Here is a 17,275-nt window from a genome sequence, read left to right as displayed (position 1 = left end):
CGGCCGGTCATCTTCGTCTGATGCGCCCAAACAAAAAAAGCGGCCTTGCGGCCGCTTCCTTCAAACCCGAGGGTTAAAGCCCACTCAGTTGGCGGCGAGCTTCTTCTCGAGGTCGCGCTTCAGCGTGGCAGCGCCCGTCGAGAGGTCGCCGGCCGCAGCCTTGAGCAGGAAGGCGTCGAGGCCGCCGCGATGCTCGACCGAACGCAGGGCGTTGGCCGAAACGCGCAGGCGCACCGAACGGCCGAGGGCGTCCGACTGCAGCGTGACGTTCACGAGGTTCGGACGGAAGACCGTCTTCGTCTTGCGGTTCGAGTGGCTGACGAGGTGGCCGGTCTGGGTGGCTTTCCCGGTCAGTTCGCAACGGCGGGCCATGATATCGTTCCTTACATCCCCGGGGGCGCTCAAACAAAAAAACCGACACGTGACGTGCCGGCGAGCACCGGAAGTCAATTTGAAGTCGGGGGTTCCATAGCCAAGGGCGGAGCTTGCGTCAAGGAAAACTCCGGCAAGCCGTTCACATGGCCTTCAGCGTTAACGGGGTGTAAAGATCGGGGTCCGATGCTTCAACCGGCCGTCGCTTCGCCGCGCGGGGAAGCCGGTCACGATTCGGGCCGATTCAAAGTGCATTCAGCGCAGGATCGCGCCGTTCCGGAGACAATGGATGAAGTCCGCCGCCGCATCGTCCCTCGCAGGCTTCGTCCTCGCCGCCTGTCTGGGCACGGGAGCCGGCGCGGCCTCGCTCGACGCGCGCTATGACGTGTCTCTGCTGGGAATCACCCTGGGCACGGCGAGCCTCAGCGGCGGAATCGACAATTCCGGCTACAAGCTCGACATGTCAGCGAAGCTGACGGGAATCGCCGGTGGCGTCACCGGCGGGCGCGGCTCCGGCGCGGCCACGGGCACGCTCGTCGGCGGCCGGCTCGCGCCGAAGACCTTCGCGGTGAGCTCCGCCAATTCGAGCGAGAGCCGGACCGTCAGGATGGCGTTGGCCGAGGGCGGCGTCGCCGGCATCGATATCGAGCCGCCGATCGACGAGAAGCCCGATCGCGTGCCGCTCAACGACAGCCACAAACGCAATATCGTCGATCCGCTCAGCGCCTTCCTGATGCCGGTCAACGGCAAGGGCAAGGACGGCGCCTGCAACCGCACGCTGCCGATCTTCGACGGCGCGGCGCGCTACGACATCAAGCTGTCGAGCGCCGGCACGCGCAACGTCACGCTCGAAGGCTATAGCGGCCCGGTCTCGATCTGCCAGGCGCGCTTCGTGCCGATCGCCGGCCACAGGGCGCTCAGGCCCAGCACCAAGTTCATGGCGGAGAATCGCGACATCACGACCTGGCTCGCGCCGATCGCCGGTACGGACGTGATGGTGCCGGTGCGGATCTCCGTGAAGACGATGATCGGTACCGCCGTGATCGAGGCCTCGAGCTTCAAGGTCGATCCCGGCGTGACCGCCAGCGCGCGGAACTGAGCCGCGTAACCGTCATTGCGAGCGTAGCGAAGCAATCCAGGGAGACGTAGCGCTCTGCCGCCGCTGGATTGCTTCGTCGCTTTGCGCCTCGCAATGACGATGGGGTTGTGCGGTCGCTTCAGGGCGCGCGCTTGACGCCCTGGTCGTCCTCGAAGACCGGCCTGAAGAACGAGCGCTCATAGCTGATGATGAAGCGCTCCTTCTCGTTCATCGCGAAGGCTGCCTGGCATTCGGGATCATTGAAGGACCGCTTGCGGTAATCCTCATAAGCGGCCAGCGACGGAAAGCTGAACATCGCGAGCGCGACGTTCGACACGCCCTCTGAGGGCATGAAATAGCCGTGATGCTTGCCGCCGAATTTCTCGACCAACCGGATCCAGAGCTTGCCATAGGCCTCGAAGGCATCGAGCTTATGGGGGTCGATGACGTAGCGCAGGTAGCAGGTGACCATGGTCAGGCAGCCTTCGCGGTGCTGAGGAAGGTCTTCATCCGCTCCAGCGCCTTCTCGATGTTCTCCAGCGAGTTGGCATAGGAGAGGCGGATATAGCCCTCGCCATGGACGCCGAAATCAGGTCCGCCGATGGTGGCGACGCCGGTTTCCTCCAGCAGGGCCGAGGCCAGCTTCTTCGCCTTCCAGCCGGTTTGCGAGACGTTGGGGAAGGCGTAGAAGGCGCCCCTGGGCTCGATGCAGGAGACGCCGGGCAGGCCGTTCAGGCCCTTGACCACCGCCTTCCGGCGCCGGTCGAATTCCGCCAGCATCATATGGACCGCGTCCTGCGGGCCGGTCAGCGCCGCCAGGCCTGCCCATTGCGCGGGAGCGTTGACGCAGGAATGCGAGTTCACCGCGAGCTTGCGGGCATTGTCGAGCAAGGGCTTCGGCCAGATCGAATAGCCGAGGCGCCAGCCGGTCATGGCATAGGTCTTGGACCAGCCGTTGAGCAGGATCAGCCGGTCGCGGATCTCGGGATAGCTGAGCAGGCAGACATGTTTCTCGCCGTCATAGACCATCTGGTCGTAGATCTCGTCCGACATCACGGCGACGTCCGGGAACTTCGCGAGACCCACGACGAGCTTGTCGATCTCGGCCTTGGGCGTGACGCCGCCAGTCGGATTGGCCGGCGAGTTGATGATCAGCAGCCGGGTCTTCGGCGTGATCAGCGCCAGCGTCTCCTCGGCGGAGAAGGCGAAGCCGTTCTCCTCGCGGATCGGCACCGGGATCGGCGTCGCGCCGGTATATTCGATCATCGAGCGATAGATCGGGAAGCCGGGGTCCGGATAGAGGATCTCGGCGCCGGGCTCGCCGAACATCAGGATCGCCATGAACATGGTGACCTTGCCGCCGGGCACGATCATCACGCTCTCGGGCGAAACCTCGACCGCGAAGCGCTTGTGCAGGTCGGCGGCGACCGCCTCGCGCAGCGGCAGGATGCCATTGGCCGGGGTGTAGCCGTGGTGGCCGTCGCGCAAAGCCTTCACCGCGGCCTCGACGATATGATCGGGTGTCGAGAAATCCGGCTGGCCGATGCCGAGATTGATGATGTCCTTGCCCTGGCGCTGCAATTCGGTGGCGCGGGCCAGCACGGCGAAGGCGTTCTCCTCGCCGATGCGGGAGAAGGAGGGGACGACGTGAAGGGTCATGGCGCGTTTCCTCAGGCTCTGGCGTGGCGGCCGGCTCACCTTGTCTTGGCGCCAAACCGGCGCGGCTGGCAAGCGCGGGCGGCGCATTGCGGGATTGTTGCGTGCTGCATACAGCATGATTAAATAGTATGACTATCAGCCAGATTGGGCCTTGCCGAGCCGCGGGCGATCGGCATGATGGCTAGTCTCAAATCGTTTGAATGTGAGATCGGCAAGCGGCCGCCAGCGCCGCGCCGAACGAGAGGAAACGAGGATGGCCAAGGCACCCGGCAAGAAGCCCGTTCGGCGCATCAAGCCCGAGCAGCTGCGCTCGAAGGCGTGGTTCGACAATCCCGACAATGCCGACATGACCGCGCTCTATATCGAGCGCACCATGAATTTCGGCCTGTCGCGCGAGGAGCTGCAGTCGGGCCGGCCGATCATCGGCATCGCCCAGACCGGCTCCGACATCGCGCCCTGCAACCGGCATCATATCGAGCTGGCCTCGCGCGTCCGCGACGGCATCCGCGAGATGGGCGGCGTGCCCTTCGAATTCCCGATCCATCCGATCCAGGAAACCTGCAAGCGGCCGACCGCGGCGCTCGACCGCAACCTGCAATATCTCTCGTTGGTCGAGATCCTCTACGGCTACCCGCTCGACGGCGTCGTGCTGACGACCGGCTGCGACAAGACCACGCCGGCCCAGATCATGGCGGCCGCGACGGTCGACATCCCGGCGATCGCGCTGCCGGGCGGGCCGATGCTGAACGGCTCCTTCCGCGGCGAGCGCACGGGCTCGGGCACGATCGTCTGGAAGGCGCGCCAGATGATGGCGGCCGGCGAGATCGACTATAAGGGCTTCGTCGACCTCGTCGCTTCGTCTGCTCCCTCAGCTGGCCACTGCAACACGATGGGCACGGCCTCGACGATGAACTCGCTGGCCGAGGCCATGGGCATGACGCTGCCCGGCGCCGCCGCGATCCCCGCGCCGTACCGCGACCGCTACGAGATGGCCTATCTCACCGGCAAGCGCATCGTCGAGATGGTCTGGGAGAACCTGATCCCATCGAAGATCCTGACCCGTGAGGCGTTCGAGAACACCATCGTCATCAACTCGGCGATCGGCGGCTCGACCAATGCGCCCGTCCATGTCAACGCCATTGCCAAGCATATCGGCGTCAAGCTCGACAACGAGGACTGGACCAAGGTCGGCTACGATATCCCGCTGCTGGTGAACCTGCAGCCGGCCGGTGAGTATCTTGGCGAGGACTACTATCGCGCCGGCGGCCTGCCTGCCGTGATCGCGGAGCTGATCGAGAAGGGCAAGCTCAAGCCCGCGATCACCGCCAATGGCAAGACTCTGGAAGAGAACTGCAAGGGCGCCTTCTCGATCGCCCGCGAGGTGATCAAGAGCTACGACCAGCCGATGAAGGCCCAGTCGGGCTTCCTCAACCTCTCCGGCAACCTGTTCGATTCCGCGATCATGAAGACCAGCGTGATCACGCCGGAATTCCGCAAGCGCTATCTGGAGAACCCGAAGGACCCGATGGCCTTCGAGGGCCGCGCCATCGTCTTCGACGGGCCAGAGGATTACCACCACCGCATCGACGATCCGGCGCTGGCCATCGACGAGCACTGCATCCTGTTCATCCGCGGCGTCGGCCCGATCGGGTATCCGGGCGCAGCCGAGGTGGTGAACATGCGGCCGCCGGATTACCTGATCAAGAAGGGCATCACGGCGCTCGCCTGCGTCGGCGACGGCCGCCAGTCCGGCACGTCCGGCTCGCCCTCGATCCTCAACGCCTCGCCGGAAGCGGCGACCGGCGGCGGGCTCGCCATGCTCAAGATGGGCGACAAGGTCCGCATCGACCTGAAGAAGCGCACCGCCAACATCCTGATCTCGGATGAGGAACTGGCCGAGCGCAAGGCGGCGTTCAAGGCTTCGGGCGGCTACAAGTATCCGAAGAGCCAGACGCCCTGGCAGGAGATCCAGCGCAAGATCGTCGACGAGCTCTCCGAGGGCATGGTCCTCAAGCCGGCGGTCAAGTATCAGAAGATCCACAAGAAGTTCGGCATTCCGCGCGACAACCATTGACGTGAAGCGCGTTTGAAGGGTGTCTTCCCGTGCGCGCTGCGGCATGTGAATGCCGCGGCGCAGACACGGGACCGTCACCCGGAAAAAGGTGCCTTATCGAGCGCGTCGATGGGCGCCTTCTCGTCGGATGATCCCGCATCTGCGCAGCGGCACTTCGCGCCGCAGCGCGTGCGGGATGACACGCTTCATGGCGCTTCATCGGTGCGCTTCCGCCCCGCTCATCGCCCGCGCCGCTTCCCACGCCATTCCGTCCGCGCATCGGCGTTCGCTGTGCGACGCGCGCCCAACGGGGCTGACAAACGAGACGACCCTCGACACTATGGCAGTCGTTCGTTCCGCCTCCATTTGAAACGATTTAAACCATGGCACAGAGCCCCCAGGTCGAAGCCTTCCGCAAGCTCCACGAGGCCGGCTGCTTCGTGATGCCCAATCCCTGGGATTTTGGCTCGGCCCGCTGGCTGCGCGGGCAGGGCTTCAAGGCGCTGGCGACAACGAGCGCGGGCTATGCCTTCACGCAAGGGCGCGCCGACCAGGACGTGCCGCGCGACATGATGCTGAGCCACCTCGCAGAGATCGTGAAGGCGGTGCCGGACCTGCCGGTCAATGCCGATTTCGAGAACGGCTATGCCGATACGCCTGACGGCGTCGCCGCCAACGTCAAGCTCTGCGTCGCGACCGGCGTCGCCGGCCTCTCGATCGAGGATGCGACCGGGCGCCAGGACGAGCCGCTCTATCCGTTCGAGCTCGCGGTCGAGCGCATCAAGGCGGCGCGCAAGGCGATCGACGAGACCGGCTCCGGCGTGGTGCTGACGGCGCGGGCCGAGTGCTTCCTGACCGGTCATGCCGAGCCGCTGAAGGAATCGGTCCGGCGGATCGAGGCCTATGCGGCGGCCGGTGCCGACGTGCTCTATGCCCCCGGCCCGAAGACCCCGGCCGATATCGCGGCGATCGTCGCCGCGGCCGGCGGCAAGCCGGTCAACACGCTGATCTACGGCGATTTCGGACTGTCGGTTGCGGATATCGCGGCGACCGGCACACGGCGCATCTCGATCGGCGGCGCGCTGGCGCGGGCGGCCTGGGCCGCCTTCATCGAGGCGACGCGCCTGATCGCGGAGGAGGGCAGCTTCAAGGGCTTTGCCGGCAACGGCCCCTCGGCGCCGCTGAACCCGTTCTTCACCGCGGACCTGAAGGCGCGCTCGTGAGCCAGACCCTGCTCATCGCCCCGGCCTGGCTTGGGCATAGCGGCCTTTGGACGATCGACGCAAAGGGCCGGCGCAAGGCCATCGATGCCGATGATGCGGGCTTGTCCGACGATCTCGCGGACCGGCTGGAAGCCTGGATGGATGCGTTCGACGCGATCTATGAAGAGGATGACGAGGCGCGCTCGCGCTTTCCCGACGCCGTCGAGCAATTGGCCTGGGAAGCGGAGGGTGCGGCCATCGTCGAGGCGATCCGCGAAGAATTGGGCGCCAGCTGGACGGTTACTGCTGATCTCACTGGCTGGCAGGAGATGACGAAGCCATGATGCCGATGATCGCACCGCCCGCTCAGTCCACGGTACCGGCAGGCTGGAAGGCGCCGCCGTTCCCGCCGGCCAAGGTTCTGGAAGGCCAGTATTGCCGGCTGGAGCCGCTCGATGTCGCCAAGCATATCGACGACATCTGGGCCTGCGATGTCGCGCGCGACGATGTCTGGGCCTGGCTCCCGGCTGCGCCGCCGAAAAGCAAGGACGAATACCGCGCCCTGCTCGATTCGATGGTGGCCAAGGCCGGGATCGTGCCGCTCGCCGTGATCGACAAGGCCGACGGCAAGGCCAAGGGTCATCTCTGGATCATGGAGATCCGGCCCGAGCACGGCGTGTTCGAGGTCGGCTGGATCACCTATTCGCCGGCCCTGCAGCGGACACGCGCGGCGACCGAGGCGATCTATCTCGTCGGCGATTACGGCTTCTCGCTCGGCTATCGCCGCTACGAGTGGAAGTGCAACAACCGGAACGAGCCTTCCAAGCGCGCCGCCCTGCGCTTCGGCTTCCTGTACGAGGGCCTGTTCCGCCAGCACATGGTGGTGAAGGGCGCCAATCGCGACACCGCCTGGTTCTCGATCCTCGATGGCGAATGGCCGGTGCGGGCGCAGGCTTTCCGGCGCTGGCTGGCGCCGTCCAATTTCGATGCTCAAGGCCAGCAGAAGCTCTCGCTCGGCGCCTTCAACCAGACCGGCGGCCATGTCGGCGCGGTCGCGCTGCGCCGGGCCGGGCTTGCCGATATCCCGGCGATCCTCGCGCTCAAGAACGCCGCCTATACGCCGAACGAAAGCATCATCGGCGTGCCCTCGCTGCCCCGCATCGCCGATTACGCGCAGGTCGTCGCCGAGCATGAGGTCTGGCTCGCGGAAGGCGAGGGCGGTGAACTGGAAGCCGCGCTGGTGCTCGATATCGAGCCGGAGGATTTCACCGTCTGGAGCGTCGCTGTCGCGCCCGAGGCCGGCGGACGCAAGCTCGGGGCCGCGCTGATGGGTTTCGCCGACGAACGGGCGCAGGCGCTCGGCTATGCTTCGGTCCATCTCTACACCCACGCCAAGCTGACCCAGCGCATCGGCTGGTACGAGCGGCTGGGCTTCGCCATCACGCATCATGAGGACATGGCCGACCGGCGGCTGACCCATATGCGCAAAACCCTAGCAAAAGCCGGGCAATAAAAGGAAACGAGCATGGCAGGACGTTTGAAGGGCAAGGTCGCGGTCGTCACCGCCGCGGGGCAGGGGATCGGCCGGGCCATCGCCGAGGCTTTCGTCGCCGAGGGCGCCACCGTCTGGGCGACCGACAAGGACGTCGCCCTGCTGGAGGGCATTCCGAAGGCGAAGAAGCGCAAGCTCGACGTGCTCTCCAGCAAGGCGGTCAATGCCTTCGCCGAGAAGGTCGGGCCCGTCGACATCCTCGTCAACGCCGCCGGCTTCGTCCATCATGGCACCGTGCTCGACACCGACGACAAGGCCTGGGACTTCTCCTTCGACCTCAACGTCAAGTCGATGCACCGCACGATCCAGGCCTTCCTGCCGGGCATGCTGGCCAAGGGCTCGGGCTCGATCGTGAACATCGCCTCGGGCGCCGGCTCTGTGCGCGGCATCCCGAACCGCTACGCCTATGGCGCGACCAAGGCGGCGGTGATCGGCCTGACCAAGGCGGTTGCGGCCGACTACATCAAGAAGGGCGTGCGCGCGAACGCGATCTGCCCCGGCACGATCCAGTCGCCCTCGCTCGACCAGCGTATCAAGGACCTCGCCCAGGCGACGAAGACGACCGAGGCCGCCGCAAGGCAGGCCTTCATCGATCGGCAGCCGATGGGCCGGCTCGGCACGGCCGAGGAGATCGCCGCGCTCGCCGTCTACCTCGCGGCGGACGAGTCGAGCTACACCACCGGCCAGATCCATCTGGCGGATGGCGGCTTCGCCCTCTGAAGCCTGACTTCGGGGTGGAGGGCGCCCATCGCCCTCCATTCTCCCATGCGGTTGCCGGCAAGAGCGACCCGAGACGCGAACCTGACAGGGAGAGGTCATGCATGTCCTGATCACGGGTGCGGCCGGCATGGTCGGCCGCAGGCTGGCGGAGCGTCTGGCCCGCGAAGGCCAATGCGCCGGCCAGGCGGTCGACAGGCTGACGCTGACCGATGTCGTGCCCGCTTCGCTGCCGGCGGAACTTGCCGACCGGGCGACGATCCGCGTCGAGGATGCCGGCGACGCGGCGGTCGCGAAGCAGCTCGCTGCGCTGCGGCCGGACCTGATCTTCCATCTCGCCGCGATCATCTCCGGCGAGGCCGAGCGCGATTTCGACAAGGGCTACCGCGTCAATCTGGACGGCATGCTGAACCTTCTGGAGGCGGTCCGGCACGAGGGCGGTGCTGCCTATGTTCCGAAGCTCGTCTTCACCAGTTCGAGCGGCATCTTCGGCGCGCCGTTCCCGCCGTCGATCTCCGATGAATTCCACGTCACGCCGCTGACGAGCTACGGCACGCAGAGGCGATCGGCGAATTGCTGCTGGCCGATTATTCCCGGCGCGGCTTCGTCGATGGCGTCGGCATCCGCTTTCCTTCGATCGTGGTCAGGCCAGGCAAGCCCAATGCCTCGGCCGGCGGCTTCTTCTCCGGCATCATCCGCGAGCCGCTGCAGGGCGTGGAGGCGCTCTTGCCGGTCGGCGACGAGGTGATCTTCACTCATGCGAGCCCGCGCTCGGCCGTTGGCTTCCTGATCCATGCCGCCGGGCTCTCGCGCCAGCAGCTCGGCCCGCGCGTCAACCTGACCATGCCCGGCGTCTGCGTCACCGTCAGCGAGCAGATCGAAGCGCTTCGGCGCATTGCCGGCGACAGGGCGGTGAAGCTGATCCGGCGTGCGCCCGATCCGGCCTCCGCTGCGATCGTCGCGGGCTGGCCGACGCGCTTCGATGCCAAACGTGCGCTGGCGCTGGGCTTCACGGCCGAACGCGATTTCGACGAGATCATCCGCGTCCATATCGCAGACGACCTCGGCGGCCATTTCCCGAACTGATGAAACTCAAAGCAAACCTTCAGGACAGAACCGATGCATATTCTCGTTCTCGGCGGCGCCGGCATGGTCGGCCGCAAGTTCATCGAGCGGCTGGCGCGCGACGGCCAGCTCGGCGGGAAGCCAGTGACGCGCGTGACGGCGCAGGACGTTGTCGTGGCTTCGCCGCCGCCGGCCGCGCCCTTCGATTTCGAGGCGGTGGTCTCCGATCTCTCGATCCACGGCGAATCCGAGAAGCTGATCGCGACGCGGCCGGAAGTGATCATCCATCTTGCGGCGGTGGTCTCGGGCGAGGCCGAAGCTGATTTCGACAAGGGCTACCGGATCAATCTCGACGGCACGCGCTATCTCTTCGAGGCGATCCGCCATGCCGAGGGCTACACGCCGCGCGTGGTCTTCACCTCTTCGGTCGCGGTGTTCGGCGCGCCCTTCCACGACAAGATCGAGGACGAGTTCTTCACCACGCCGCTAACCAGCTACGGCACGCAGAAGGCGATCGGCGAGCTCCTGCTCTGCGACTATTCGCGGCGCGGCTTCTTCAATGGCGTCGGCATCCGCCTGCCGACGATCTGCGTGCGGCCGGGCAAGCCGAACAAGGCGGCCTCCGGCTTCTTCTCCAACATCATCCGCGAGCCGCTGAACGGCGAGGAGGCGGTGCTGCCGGTGTCCGACCAGGTCCGCCACTGGCATGCCTCGCCGCGCTCGGCGGTGGGCTTCCTCGTCCATGCCGCGACGATGGACACCGCCGCGATCGGCCCGCGCCGGGCGCTGACCATGCCGGGCTATTCCTGCACCGTCGCCGAGCAGATCGAGACCTTGCGCAAGGTCGCCGGCGAGAACGTGGTGAAGCGCATCCGTCGCGAGACCGATCCGGTGATCGACGGGATCGTCGCCGGCTGGCCGCGCAACTTCGATCCGCAGCGGGCGCTGGCGCTCGGCTTCAAGGCGGAGGCGAATTTCGAGGAGATTATCCGCGTGCATATCGAGGACGAATTGCACGGGACGTTCGTGAAGTAAGACGAAACTGCGGTTCCGTCATGGTCGGGCTTGTCCCGACCATCCACGCCTTCGTCGGTCATAGTCCGTGTTCAAGACGTGGATGCTCGCCACAAGGGCGAGCATGACGGCTGCAGGCTCTTACGCCGGGCAGGGCTCGGCCTGCTCCTGCTGGCGGCGCGATGGCATGCCCAGCGCCGGCTGGCCGCGCACGGGCTGCTCCTCCTGCTCCAGCTCGGGCGCATGGGCCCAGCCGCTGGCGCTCCAGCTCTTGAGCGCCGCCCAGGTCGAGCGGTCGAGCCGGAACTGCTCGCAGGGGAACAGCCCGCCGCGCGCCGGCAGCGACTTGAGGAAGGAGCCTTCGGCCCGGAAACCGGACTTCTCCAGCACCCGCCGCGAAGCCGGGTTGATGACGCGGGTATCCGCCTCGATCGCGGGCAGGTCGATCAGCGAGAACAGGCTGTCGATCAGGCCCTGCACCGCCTCGGTCGCGTAGCCCTTGCCCCAGTGCGGAGTGCCGAGCCAGTAGCCGATGAAGGGCACGCCCGAAGCCTGCTTGTGCGCGCCGATCATGCCGATCAGCTCGTTCGGCTTCGAACGCGGCGTGATCGCCAGCATGAGGTGCTCACCCAGCGCATTGCCCTTGCGGGCCCCGAAGATGAAGGGCTCGACCGCCTGGGACGGGTAGGGATGGGGAATCGATGCCGTCATCTCCGCCACCGCCTTTTCGCCGGCAAGGCGCAGGATCGCATTGGCATCGGCCATGCGGGGCCAACGCAGCCAGAGACGCCGGGTCTCGAGCCGGAAGACATCGTCGCGGGTCAGTTCGGGGAACATATCGTCTCTCCGTCGGCGCAAACGAAAAAAGGGAGCTGGGACTTTGGTCCCATCTCCCCTTCGCTGACCTTCGGGAGACCCTATTCGGGCCTTTTAACCCTTGATCCGTTCGGTTCGATGGAACCGGCGGATCGAGAGATTTCCCTATCCGCCTATTACTCTGCGGCCTCTTGGGCCGGGACTACGTTCACGAAAGCTCGGCCGAGTTTCGTCGTGAATCGGACTCGGCCATTTGCCGTCGCAAAGAGGGTATGGTCTTTGCCCATGCCGACATTGGCGCCGGCATGCCACTTGGTGCCGCGCTGACGGATAATGATGTTGCCGGGAATGACGGCCTGATCGCCGAACTTCTTGACGCCGAGGCGCCGGCCTTCGGAATCGCGACCGTTGCGGGATGAACCGCCTGCCTTTTTGTGAGCCATAACGCCCTACCTCAAAACTTGTCGTGTCTCTCTAACCCGAATCGGCGGCGAAAGCCACCCGCATCGGATACGAAATGCCGGAACACCATTCTGTCAGGAGTGACAGACCGGGACGTGAGCCTCGGCAATGGTGATCCGGCGTGGATATCGACGCCGGGAAACCCGGTCTCAGGCCTCGGACGCCTCGTCCTTGGCCTTCTTGGCAGGGGCCTTCTTGGCCGCGGCCTTCTTCGGTGCCTCGGCCTCGCCAGCCTCGGCCTTGGCGGCCTTCGGCGCAGCCTTCGCCTTGGCGGCGACCGGAGCAGCGGCGGCATCTGCCTTCTTCATCTCCGGCTTCTTGCCGCCGGTGAGGATGTCGGTGATGCGGATGACGGTCAGCTCGGCGCGGAAGCCGCGCTTGCGCTTGGAGTTCTGGCGGCGGCGCTTCTTGAAGGCGATGACCTTCTCGCCACGGGCCTGCTCGACGATCTCACCGACGACGGTGATCTCGGAAAGGGCCTTGGCATCGAGCGTGGTCTTCTCGCCTTCGGTGAGCATCAGCACCGAGTCGAAAGCGACGGTGTCGCCGGCGTTGCCCTCGATCTTGGCAGCGGTGATCTTGTCGTTGGCGGCGACGCGGAACTGCTTCCCGCCGGTCTTGATGACTGCGAACATTTTGTCCTCCATGTTCGGCCCCGTCCTGTCGCGGCTTCCGGATGGAGGCCCGTGGGACGGCTTTTTGGCAGTCGATTGCGTGGTCTGGCTTGCTCATCTGGCATGCGACGCAGCGCACATGCCAAAAGAGATCGGGCGCGGGTTTCCCCACGCCGGACGGTGCTCGATAGTCGCACGGCCGGATGAGGTCAAGCGAAAGCGGCTGTGAAGAGTGGATTTCTCATATCGGAGAGGCTTGCCCCCCGGGCGCTGCTTGTGTAGTAACCGCCTCGCTTCGACCGAAGGCGACCGCGGACAGGTGGCAGAGTGGTTGAATGCACCGCACTCGAAATGCGGCATACCTGCAAGGGTATCGGGGGTTCAAATCCCTCCCTGTCCGCCATCATTCTAGCTAAGGCGTTGGAGTTGCGCGATTATTTTATTGCGCCTTGTTGTTGACTCACAAAATCGCCTACAAAAGCCAAAGCGCTGAAAAATCGCCCGTTTGAGCGCCGAGCTGCGCTCTTTCTGTCGATTTTGCCCGTTCAGGCGCGATTTGCGCGAGCGGCAATCAGCCGGGGAGGGAGAGGGATAGAGGCGTGCCGCTCGCGCGGGGACGGGTAGCCTCGAAAAGCTGACGTCCCGTACGCGATCCCCCGAAAGCGTGGTCATTTCAATGTGTTGCCGGGTCTATTCAAGGCCAAGTCCATTGTGGGCCCCCGTCGAGAACGCTAGAATCTGAGCGGACGCACTCGAAACGAGCATTGCGGCTGCGGATTTCCGAATCGACGCGATGCTCGGGCGGGCGGGCGCGGGAGGCATTCAGATGCGTTGCAGTCGGTTGAGCGGGAACGGTCCTCGACGCGGCGCTATCGTCGGCGCGCGCCTGCTCGACCCTGCTGAGAACGCCTTCATCCTGCCGTGATGCGATATCTGATACGGATAGCCGACGATGCCCTTGAATCGCTGGCTCTGGCGGCGATTGAGGCGTATTGCCTCGGAGACGGGCAAGGCTCGGATTTCGAACCGGTCGAGACGTTTGGCTATCTGTGGGGTCACCGGAAACTCTGTCCCGATCTCACGACGATCTTCGTTGCGAAAGCCTCGGTCAGCATCTCGGCACGCCGAGGTGACAGCTATGTCGTTCCGCATCCGCGGGCCTTGCTGCTGAAGGACAACTTCGTCGCGCGGTGGTCGCCTCAATTTGCATTCCTGGGGGAGTTTCACTCGCACCCGTTTGACGATGTCGCCGCTGTCAGGCTGGCGCGTGGTTTCGAATCTTCGGAGCAGGATATCGATTCATTCGTCGGGGATTGCCCGCTTTGGGCGCGCAGCGACAACAATCCACTGATGCTCGTCGTCACGGTGTGTCGCCTCGCCCACGTGCGGGCTTCGTGGTGCTCGCAGCCGCGAGGCAATGTGTTCAGCTTCTCAGTGGGAGAGTTCCGATTCTGGCTGAACGCGACGGTCGGGTTCGTCAGCGAGAATGGCGACCGCTATTGCACTGAGAACCGCCGCTCGGCGGCTGCATTCGATCTGAACTCACGGTATTTCAATCCGCAGAGCGATCACATTTATGATTTCGCTCGATAACCGATTGCTGCTCGGCTCTGCGATCTGGTTAAATCCGCGTTGAGGCTCTAGCGTTCGAATATTGGCTACGAGATTTCGGTTCCGCTTTATGGGCCGAATACTGTGAGATTTTCCTCTGCGGGCATCAGTTCGCCCTCCGAGACAAAAAGTGTCCAGCTTTTCCTGGTCACGGCTATGCGCATTGGCGCTAGGGTAACGCCCCTATTCTGGCCGCTTCAATAATTCGGCCGCCTCGACGTCGAGGACGTGTGCAATGCGGTCAAGGACATCGATGCTCGCGGCATAGACACTCCGCTCTAGCGAGCTGATGTAGGTCCGATCGATGTTGGCCCTGTGAGCAAGTTCCTCCTGCGACAGGCCGCGTGCTCGCCGCAGCTGCCGAAGATTCAACGCAAGGACCTCGCGAATTTCCATTCGCAGGATGGTCGATGCCTTGTGGAGTATTTTGCCACGGAGTATTCTCTACAGAGACCGCGGTGACGGCCTTTGCAGAGGGCGGAGCATGCACGGAGACAAGCGCGAGGCTGATTATGAAAATGCGAACCGCGATAACGATCGGCGCCACACTAGTCTTGACGTGCGCGCACAGTGCAAAGGCGCAGACAACCTACAGGCAACTCGAAGAGTATGCTGGCGTGGTTCTCGCTTACGAGATCACCAAAGATACATGCGCTGGAATGAATTCCACTGTCATCAAAGACAGGGTATCGCAATTCGATTCCGAGTTGTCGACTTTGTACGGACAGCATTGGTTGCGCGCGAAATTCGAACAACGCGGACCGTTACAGCTCTTGTTGAAAGGCAATTGCAGTCTAGCAGCCGTGGGAATGTTGCCGCTCAGCATGCGATTGTCCGGCGATGCAGAGTTCCAACAAGCGTTTCAACGCATCGCAAACAAAGCCGGCCCTATGGGCCAATTTGCAGCAAAATCTAATGAGGAACTTCAGAATCTGCCCGGTCAGATGGCAAAGGCGATGGACCTGTATGCGTCAGGAACTCCCACTGACAGCACGATCAATGCACGGCCAAATGCTGCGCCCGTGAAGCCGCCAGCATCCCAAAATGAAAATACTCGACTGTCGAAGTACGTTGTCGAAACGGCTTTCGCTTGCCTACGGTTGGGTATCACTGCGAACAAGGATAGCACCACTCTATATCCTGCGTGCTTGAAACAAACAGCGCAGGAGGTTGAGCCGCTCAACGCGCAAATGACTTTTCGTCTGGGATTTCTAGTTTACCGCACTGCGCACGCTTGGGGAGTTGAAAAGGGCGCTCCAATAAAATTGCCATCTCCGTTCGAAGAAGAGAAACGCTGCTCGCGAGATGCAAACCCAGCAAAGTGCATGACGCAGGTCACGGCCCAGGCTTTTGTCGAATTTATCGAGATTCTCAGCCACATCGGTAGCCAAGAGGATCTGGATTCGTTCCGCAACGCTCTGGTCGAAAGCGGCGGCTGAAATTCATCACTTCAATATCGAAGCAGCGGAGCTCCGAAAGGTGCCCCGCTTTTCGCTTGCGGGCAAATCATGGGGACTTTCGAGATGGTCTCTTGGAGCTTGGCTCGGTCCCTGCGCTTCAGCGCGCATTGCGTGCGGGGTAGTCCGAGCGCGACACATCCAGCGCTTCGCAAAGCCATGCCACCGGCCAGATCCCCCGGTGCTTCGCAATGAACGTGAACCTCATGTCACGTCCTTCGCGACGTAGGCTGCGGCTATTTTTAGGATGTCGCGCTCCGCCTTGAGCTTGGCCACCTCTCGCCGCAGTTTCTCGATCTCAAGCTGCTCCGGCTTCATCTGACCGTGGCCGGGAAAGGCCTGCGCAGGATCCGCCGAGAAGAGCTTCACCCATTTGCGCAGTTGGTTCTCGTGGACATCTAAATCCCGAGACGCCTGCGCTACGCTCACTCCGCGATCCTTAATCAGGCGGACCGCCTCGATCTTGAACTAACGCCCAAACTGTCTTCGTCTCATACGCCACCTCCGGCTCCATGAAACACCCAATCTCGGTGTCCACGAAACCGGCAGCAGGCCAACACTTCGCTCTTGGCAATCGAGGCAGGCGGCGTCGATACGATCGCCTGCCCCAACTGCTTAGCCGATCCTCAGGCCTTGCTTGATTGCGGCGTAGAGATAAGCAGCTTCTGCCCGCGCTTCGGGCGAGACCGTGACGGCGCGCAGGAAACTGTGCTCCAGATTCTTGGCCATCTCTTTGCGGACCGGCTGCTGGAGCGCGGAGCGGGCGGGATGGTGCTGACCCCTAAGGCTCAGGGGCTCGCTGACCCGGTCAAGGAAATCCTTGCCGGCATGGCGGCGCTGCTTGACAGGAGCGAGCCGGAGCTGGCCACCGTCCGCCAGACGGTGCGCGTCGTCATGGCCGATCTCCCGGCCGTCGCGATTGACCCGGCGTTGCACCGCCGGCTGGCGCAGACGGCGCCCGGCATCACAGTCGCGGTCATGCCTTGGCATGGCGCAGCAGCGGCGCTGGACGAGCTGGGTCGCGGTGGCATCGACCTTGCCATCTCGGTCTTCCCGAAGGTCGATGCCGATTTCACCCGCCGCGAGCTGCTGCAAGAGCGCTATTGCGTCGCGATGCGGCGGAACCATCCGGCTGCCGGCACCTTCGATCTTGACCGCTGGCTCGCCTATCCGCACGTTCTGGTCTCAGGGCGCGGCGATACCCGCGGCCCGCTCGATGAGGCGCTGGCGCGGATCGGCCGCACGCGCCAGGTGGGCATGGTCGTGCCAAGCTTCATCATGGTGCCGCCATTGCTGGCCGAATCCGACATGATCGGGCTGCTACCGAGTCGCTGCCTGCCGGAGCGGGTGCGAGGCGAGATCGTGACCTATGAGCCGCCGGTCGCCGTCGAGGGCTTTCCGCTGCACAGTGCCTGGCACAAGCGCCGCGCCGGGGACCCGGCGGTGCAGCATGTGGCAAGGCAGATCGAGGAGCTGGTCGCGGCCCTGCCGGGCTGAAAATGTGATGCTCTTCTGGCTTGGCGTACCTAGCGGCCGTGACGCGCCAGAGGACTAAGCCGCTCTCGCGGCAGTGCGCTGCGGCTCGGTAATTGCTGAGATTTTG

General features: G+C 64.2%; 17 protein-coding genes, 1 tRNA gene and 2 pseudogenes. 12 read left to right on the top strand and 8 right to left on the bottom strand.

The genetic code is table 11. From position 1 onward, the window contains the following. Nucleotides 1-84 precede the first annotated feature (84 nt). Entirely contained in the window at nt 85-372 is a 288-nt protein-coding gene (rpmB, locus tag ACODTJ_RS08460; RefSeq protein ID WP_454655578.1) for a 50S ribosomal protein L28, read from the bottom strand. A 289-nt stretch (nt 373-661) separates the two neighbouring features. Between rpmB and ACODTJ_RS08455 the strand changes: the two genes are divergently transcribed. Beyond that, nucleotides 662-1,471 (top strand): DUF3108 domain-containing protein, encoded by an 810-nt coding sequence (locus tag ACODTJ_RS08455; RefSeq protein WP_454655579.1) that lies wholly within the window; start codon nt 662-664, stop codon nt 1,469-1,471. Between the two features lie 118 nt (nt 1,472-1,589). Here the strand turns inward: ACODTJ_RS08455 and ACODTJ_RS08450 are convergent, their stop codons facing one another. Both ACODTJ_RS08450 and ACODTJ_RS08445 read right to left on the bottom strand, forming a co-directional pair. After that, nucleotides 1,590-1,922 carry an NIPSNAP family protein gene (locus ACODTJ_RS08450; RefSeq protein ID WP_454655580.1) on the bottom strand — a complete coding sequence of 111 codons (333 nt, stop codon included), beginning with the start codon at nt 1,920-1,922 and terminating at the stop codon, nt 1,590-1,592. Nucleotides 1,923-1,924: 2 nt separating this feature from the next. After that, nucleotides 1,925-3,109: a pyridoxal phosphate-dependent aminotransferase gene (locus tag ACODTJ_RS08445; protein ID WP_454655581.1), complete on the bottom strand. Its 1,185-nt coding sequence runs from the start codon at nt 3,107-3,109 to the stop codon at nt 1,925-1,927. 253 nt (nt 3,110-3,362) lie between these two features. Here ACODTJ_RS08445 and ACODTJ_RS08440 point away from each other — a divergent pair, with 253 nt between their 5' ends. From ACODTJ_RS08440 to denD (ACODTJ_RS08410), 7 genes and pseudogenes are all read left to right on the top strand, one after another. Next, nucleotides 3,363-5,183, top strand: coding sequence for an IlvD/Edd family dehydratase (locus ACODTJ_RS08440; protein ID WP_454655582.1), 1,821 nt, complete (start codon nt 3,363-3,365; stop codon nt 5,181-5,183). 362 nt (nt 5,184-5,545) lie between these two features. Continuing rightward, nucleotides 5,546-6,385 carry an isocitrate lyase/PEP mutase family protein gene (locus ACODTJ_RS08435; protein ID WP_454655583.1) on the top strand — a complete coding sequence of 280 codons (840 nt, stop codon included), beginning with the start codon at nt 5,546-5,548 and terminating at the stop codon, nt 6,383-6,385. After that, nucleotides 6,382-6,708 (top strand): hypothetical protein, encoded by a 327-nt coding sequence (locus ACODTJ_RS08430; protein WP_454655584.1) that lies wholly within the window; start codon nt 6,382-6,384, stop codon nt 6,706-6,708. The genes ACODTJ_RS08435 and ACODTJ_RS08430 overlap by 4 nt, the downstream gene beginning before the upstream one ends. After that, nucleotides 6,705-7,877 carry a GNAT family N-acetyltransferase gene (locus ACODTJ_RS08425; RefSeq protein WP_454655585.1) on the top strand — a complete coding sequence of 391 codons (1,173 nt, stop codon included), beginning with the start codon at nt 6,705-6,707 and terminating at the stop codon, nt 7,875-7,877. The genes ACODTJ_RS08430 and ACODTJ_RS08425 overlap by 4 nt, the downstream gene beginning before the upstream one ends. Before the next feature lie 12 nt (nt 7,878-7,889). After that, nucleotides 7,890-8,636 (top strand): SDR family oxidoreductase, encoded by a 747-nt coding sequence (locus ACODTJ_RS08420; protein WP_061970123.1) that lies wholly within the window; start codon nt 7,890-7,892, stop codon nt 8,634-8,636. A gap of 97 nt (nt 8,637-8,733) precedes the next feature. After that, nucleotides 8,734-9,719, top strand: a pseudogene (denD, locus tag ACODTJ_RS08415) (D-erythronate dehydrogenase). A 33-nt stretch (nt 9,720-9,752) separates the two neighbouring features. Next, the gene (gene denD, locus ACODTJ_RS08410) at nt 9,753-10,733 is read left to right on the top strand and encodes a D-erythronate dehydrogenase (protein WP_454655587.1); all 981 of its coding nucleotides are present in this window, start codon (nt 9,753-9,755) and stop codon (nt 10,731-10,733) included. 120 nt (nt 10,734-10,853) lie between these two features. Here denD (ACODTJ_RS08410) and ACODTJ_RS08405 read toward each other — a convergent pair whose 3' ends face one another. The 3 genes from ACODTJ_RS08405 to rplU form a co-directional block, all read right to left on the bottom strand. Beyond that, nucleotides 10,854-11,549, bottom strand: coding sequence for a GNAT family N-acetyltransferase (locus ACODTJ_RS08405; protein ID WP_488848163.1), 696 nt, complete (start codon nt 11,547-11,549; stop codon nt 10,854-10,856). A 155-nt stretch (nt 11,550-11,704) separates the two neighbouring features. Further along, nucleotides 11,705-11,971 (bottom strand): 50S ribosomal protein L27, encoded by a 267-nt coding sequence (gene rpmA, locus ACODTJ_RS08400; RefSeq protein ID WP_061970119.1) that lies wholly within the window; start codon nt 11,969-11,971, stop codon nt 11,705-11,707. A 168-nt stretch (nt 11,972-12,139) separates the two neighbouring features. After that, a complete protein-coding gene (rplU, locus tag ACODTJ_RS08395) occupies nt 12,140-12,625 on the bottom strand; it encodes a 50S ribosomal protein L21 (protein WP_454655589.1) in 486 nt (161 codons plus the stop codon). Nucleotides 12,626-12,917: 292 nt separating this feature from the next. Between rplU and ACODTJ_RS08390 the strand changes: the two genes are divergently transcribed. Together ACODTJ_RS08390 and ACODTJ_RS08385 are read left to right on the top strand one after the other, a co-directional pair. Further along, a tRNA-Ser gene (locus tag ACODTJ_RS08390) sits at nt 12,918-13,007 on the top strand. 518 nt (nt 13,008-13,525) lie between these two features. Then, nucleotides 13,526-14,197 carry a hypothetical protein gene (locus ACODTJ_RS08385; protein WP_488848161.1) on the top strand — a complete coding sequence of 224 codons (672 nt, stop codon included), beginning with the start codon at nt 13,526-13,528 and terminating at the stop codon, nt 14,195-14,197. 201 nt (nt 14,198-14,398) lie between these two features. Here ACODTJ_RS08385 and ACODTJ_RS08380 read toward each other — a convergent pair whose 3' ends face one another. Beyond that, on the bottom strand, nt 14,399-14,611 hold the full coding sequence (locus tag ACODTJ_RS08380) for a helix-turn-helix domain-containing protein (RefSeq protein ID WP_454655591.1): 213 nt from the start codon (nt 14,609-14,611) through the stop codon (nt 14,399-14,401). Nucleotides 14,612-14,727: 116 nt separating this feature from the next. Here ACODTJ_RS08380 and ACODTJ_RS08375 point away from each other — a divergent pair, with 116 nt between their 5' ends. After that, nucleotides 14,728-15,654, top strand: coding sequence for a hypothetical protein (locus ACODTJ_RS08375; RefSeq protein WP_454655592.1), 927 nt, complete (start codon nt 14,728-14,730; stop codon nt 15,652-15,654). Between the two features lie 133 nt (nt 15,655-15,787). Here ACODTJ_RS08375 and ACODTJ_RS08370 read toward each other — a convergent pair. Then, a pseudogene (locus tag ACODTJ_RS08370) lies at nt 15,788-16,134 on the bottom strand (transposase); the annotation flags it as partial. Nucleotides 16,135-16,440: 306 nt separating this feature from the next. On the opposite strand from ACODTJ_RS08370, the gene ACODTJ_RS08365 reads away from it, so the two are divergent. Then, complete coding sequence (locus ACODTJ_RS08365) at nt 16,441-17,169, top strand: LysR substrate-binding domain-containing protein (protein ID WP_488848159.1); 729 nt, start codon at nt 16,441-16,443, stop codon at nt 17,167-17,169. Nucleotides 17,170-17,275 lie beyond the last annotated feature (106 nt).

The sequence above is a fragment of the Allobosea sp. FG18 genome, assembly GCF_057809495.1.
This window is presented reverse-complemented; position numbering and strand designations above follow the sequence as displayed.

Coding starts and splice junctions, on each gene's coding strand:
- rpmB (WP_454655578.1), bottom strand. CDS start 372: ATGGCCCGCCGTTGCGAACTGACCGGGAAAGCCACCCAGACCGGCCAC.
- ACODTJ_RS08455 (WP_454655579.1), top strand. CDS start 662: ATGAAGTCCGCCGCCGCATCGTCCCTCGCAGGCTTCGTCCTCGCCGCC.
- ACODTJ_RS08450 (WP_454655580.1), bottom strand. CDS start 1,922: ATGGTCACCTGCTACCTGCGCTACGTCATCGACCCCCATAAGCTCGAT.
- ACODTJ_RS08445 (WP_454655581.1), bottom strand. CDS start 3,109: ATGACCCTTCACGTCGTCCCCTCCTTCTCCCGCATCGGCGAGGAGAAC.
- ACODTJ_RS08440 (WP_454655582.1), top strand. CDS start 3,363: ATGGCCAAGGCACCCGGCAAGAAGCCCGTTCGGCGCATCAAGCCCGAG.
- ACODTJ_RS08435 (WP_454655583.1), top strand. CDS start 5,546: ATGGCACAGAGCCCCCAGGTCGAAGCCTTCCGCAAGCTCCACGAGGCC.
- ACODTJ_RS08425 (WP_454655585.1), top strand. CDS start 6,705: ATGATGCCGATGATCGCACCGCCCGCTCAGTCCACGGTACCGGCAGGC.
- ACODTJ_RS08420 (WP_061970123.1), top strand. CDS start 7,890: ATGGCAGGACGTTTGAAGGGCAAGGTCGCGGTCGTCACCGCCGCGGGG.
- denD (WP_454655587.1), top strand. CDS start 9,753: ATGCATATTCTCGTTCTCGGCGGCGCCGGCATGGTCGGCCGCAAGTTC.
- ACODTJ_RS08405 (WP_488848163.1), bottom strand. CDS start 11,549: ATGTTCCCCGAACTGACCCGCGACGATGTCTTCCGGCTCGAGACCCGG.
- rpmA (WP_061970119.1), bottom strand. CDS start 11,971: ATGGCTCACAAAAAGGCAGGCGGTTCATCCCGCAACGGTCGCGATTCC.
- rplU (WP_454655589.1), bottom strand. CDS start 12,625: ATGTTCGCAGTCATCAAGACCGGCGGGAAGCAGTTCCGCGTCGCCGCC.
- ACODTJ_RS08380 (WP_454655591.1), bottom strand. CDS start 14,611: ATGGAAATTCGCGAGGTCCTTGCGTTGAATCTTCGGCAGCTGCGGCGA.
- ACODTJ_RS08375 (WP_454655592.1), top strand. CDS start 14,728: ATGAAAATGCGAACCGCGATAACGATCGGCGCCACACTAGTCTTGACG.
- ACODTJ_RS08365 (WP_488848159.1), top strand. CDS start 16,441: ATGGTGCTGACCCCTAAGGCTCAGGGGCTCGCTGACCCGGTCAAGGAA.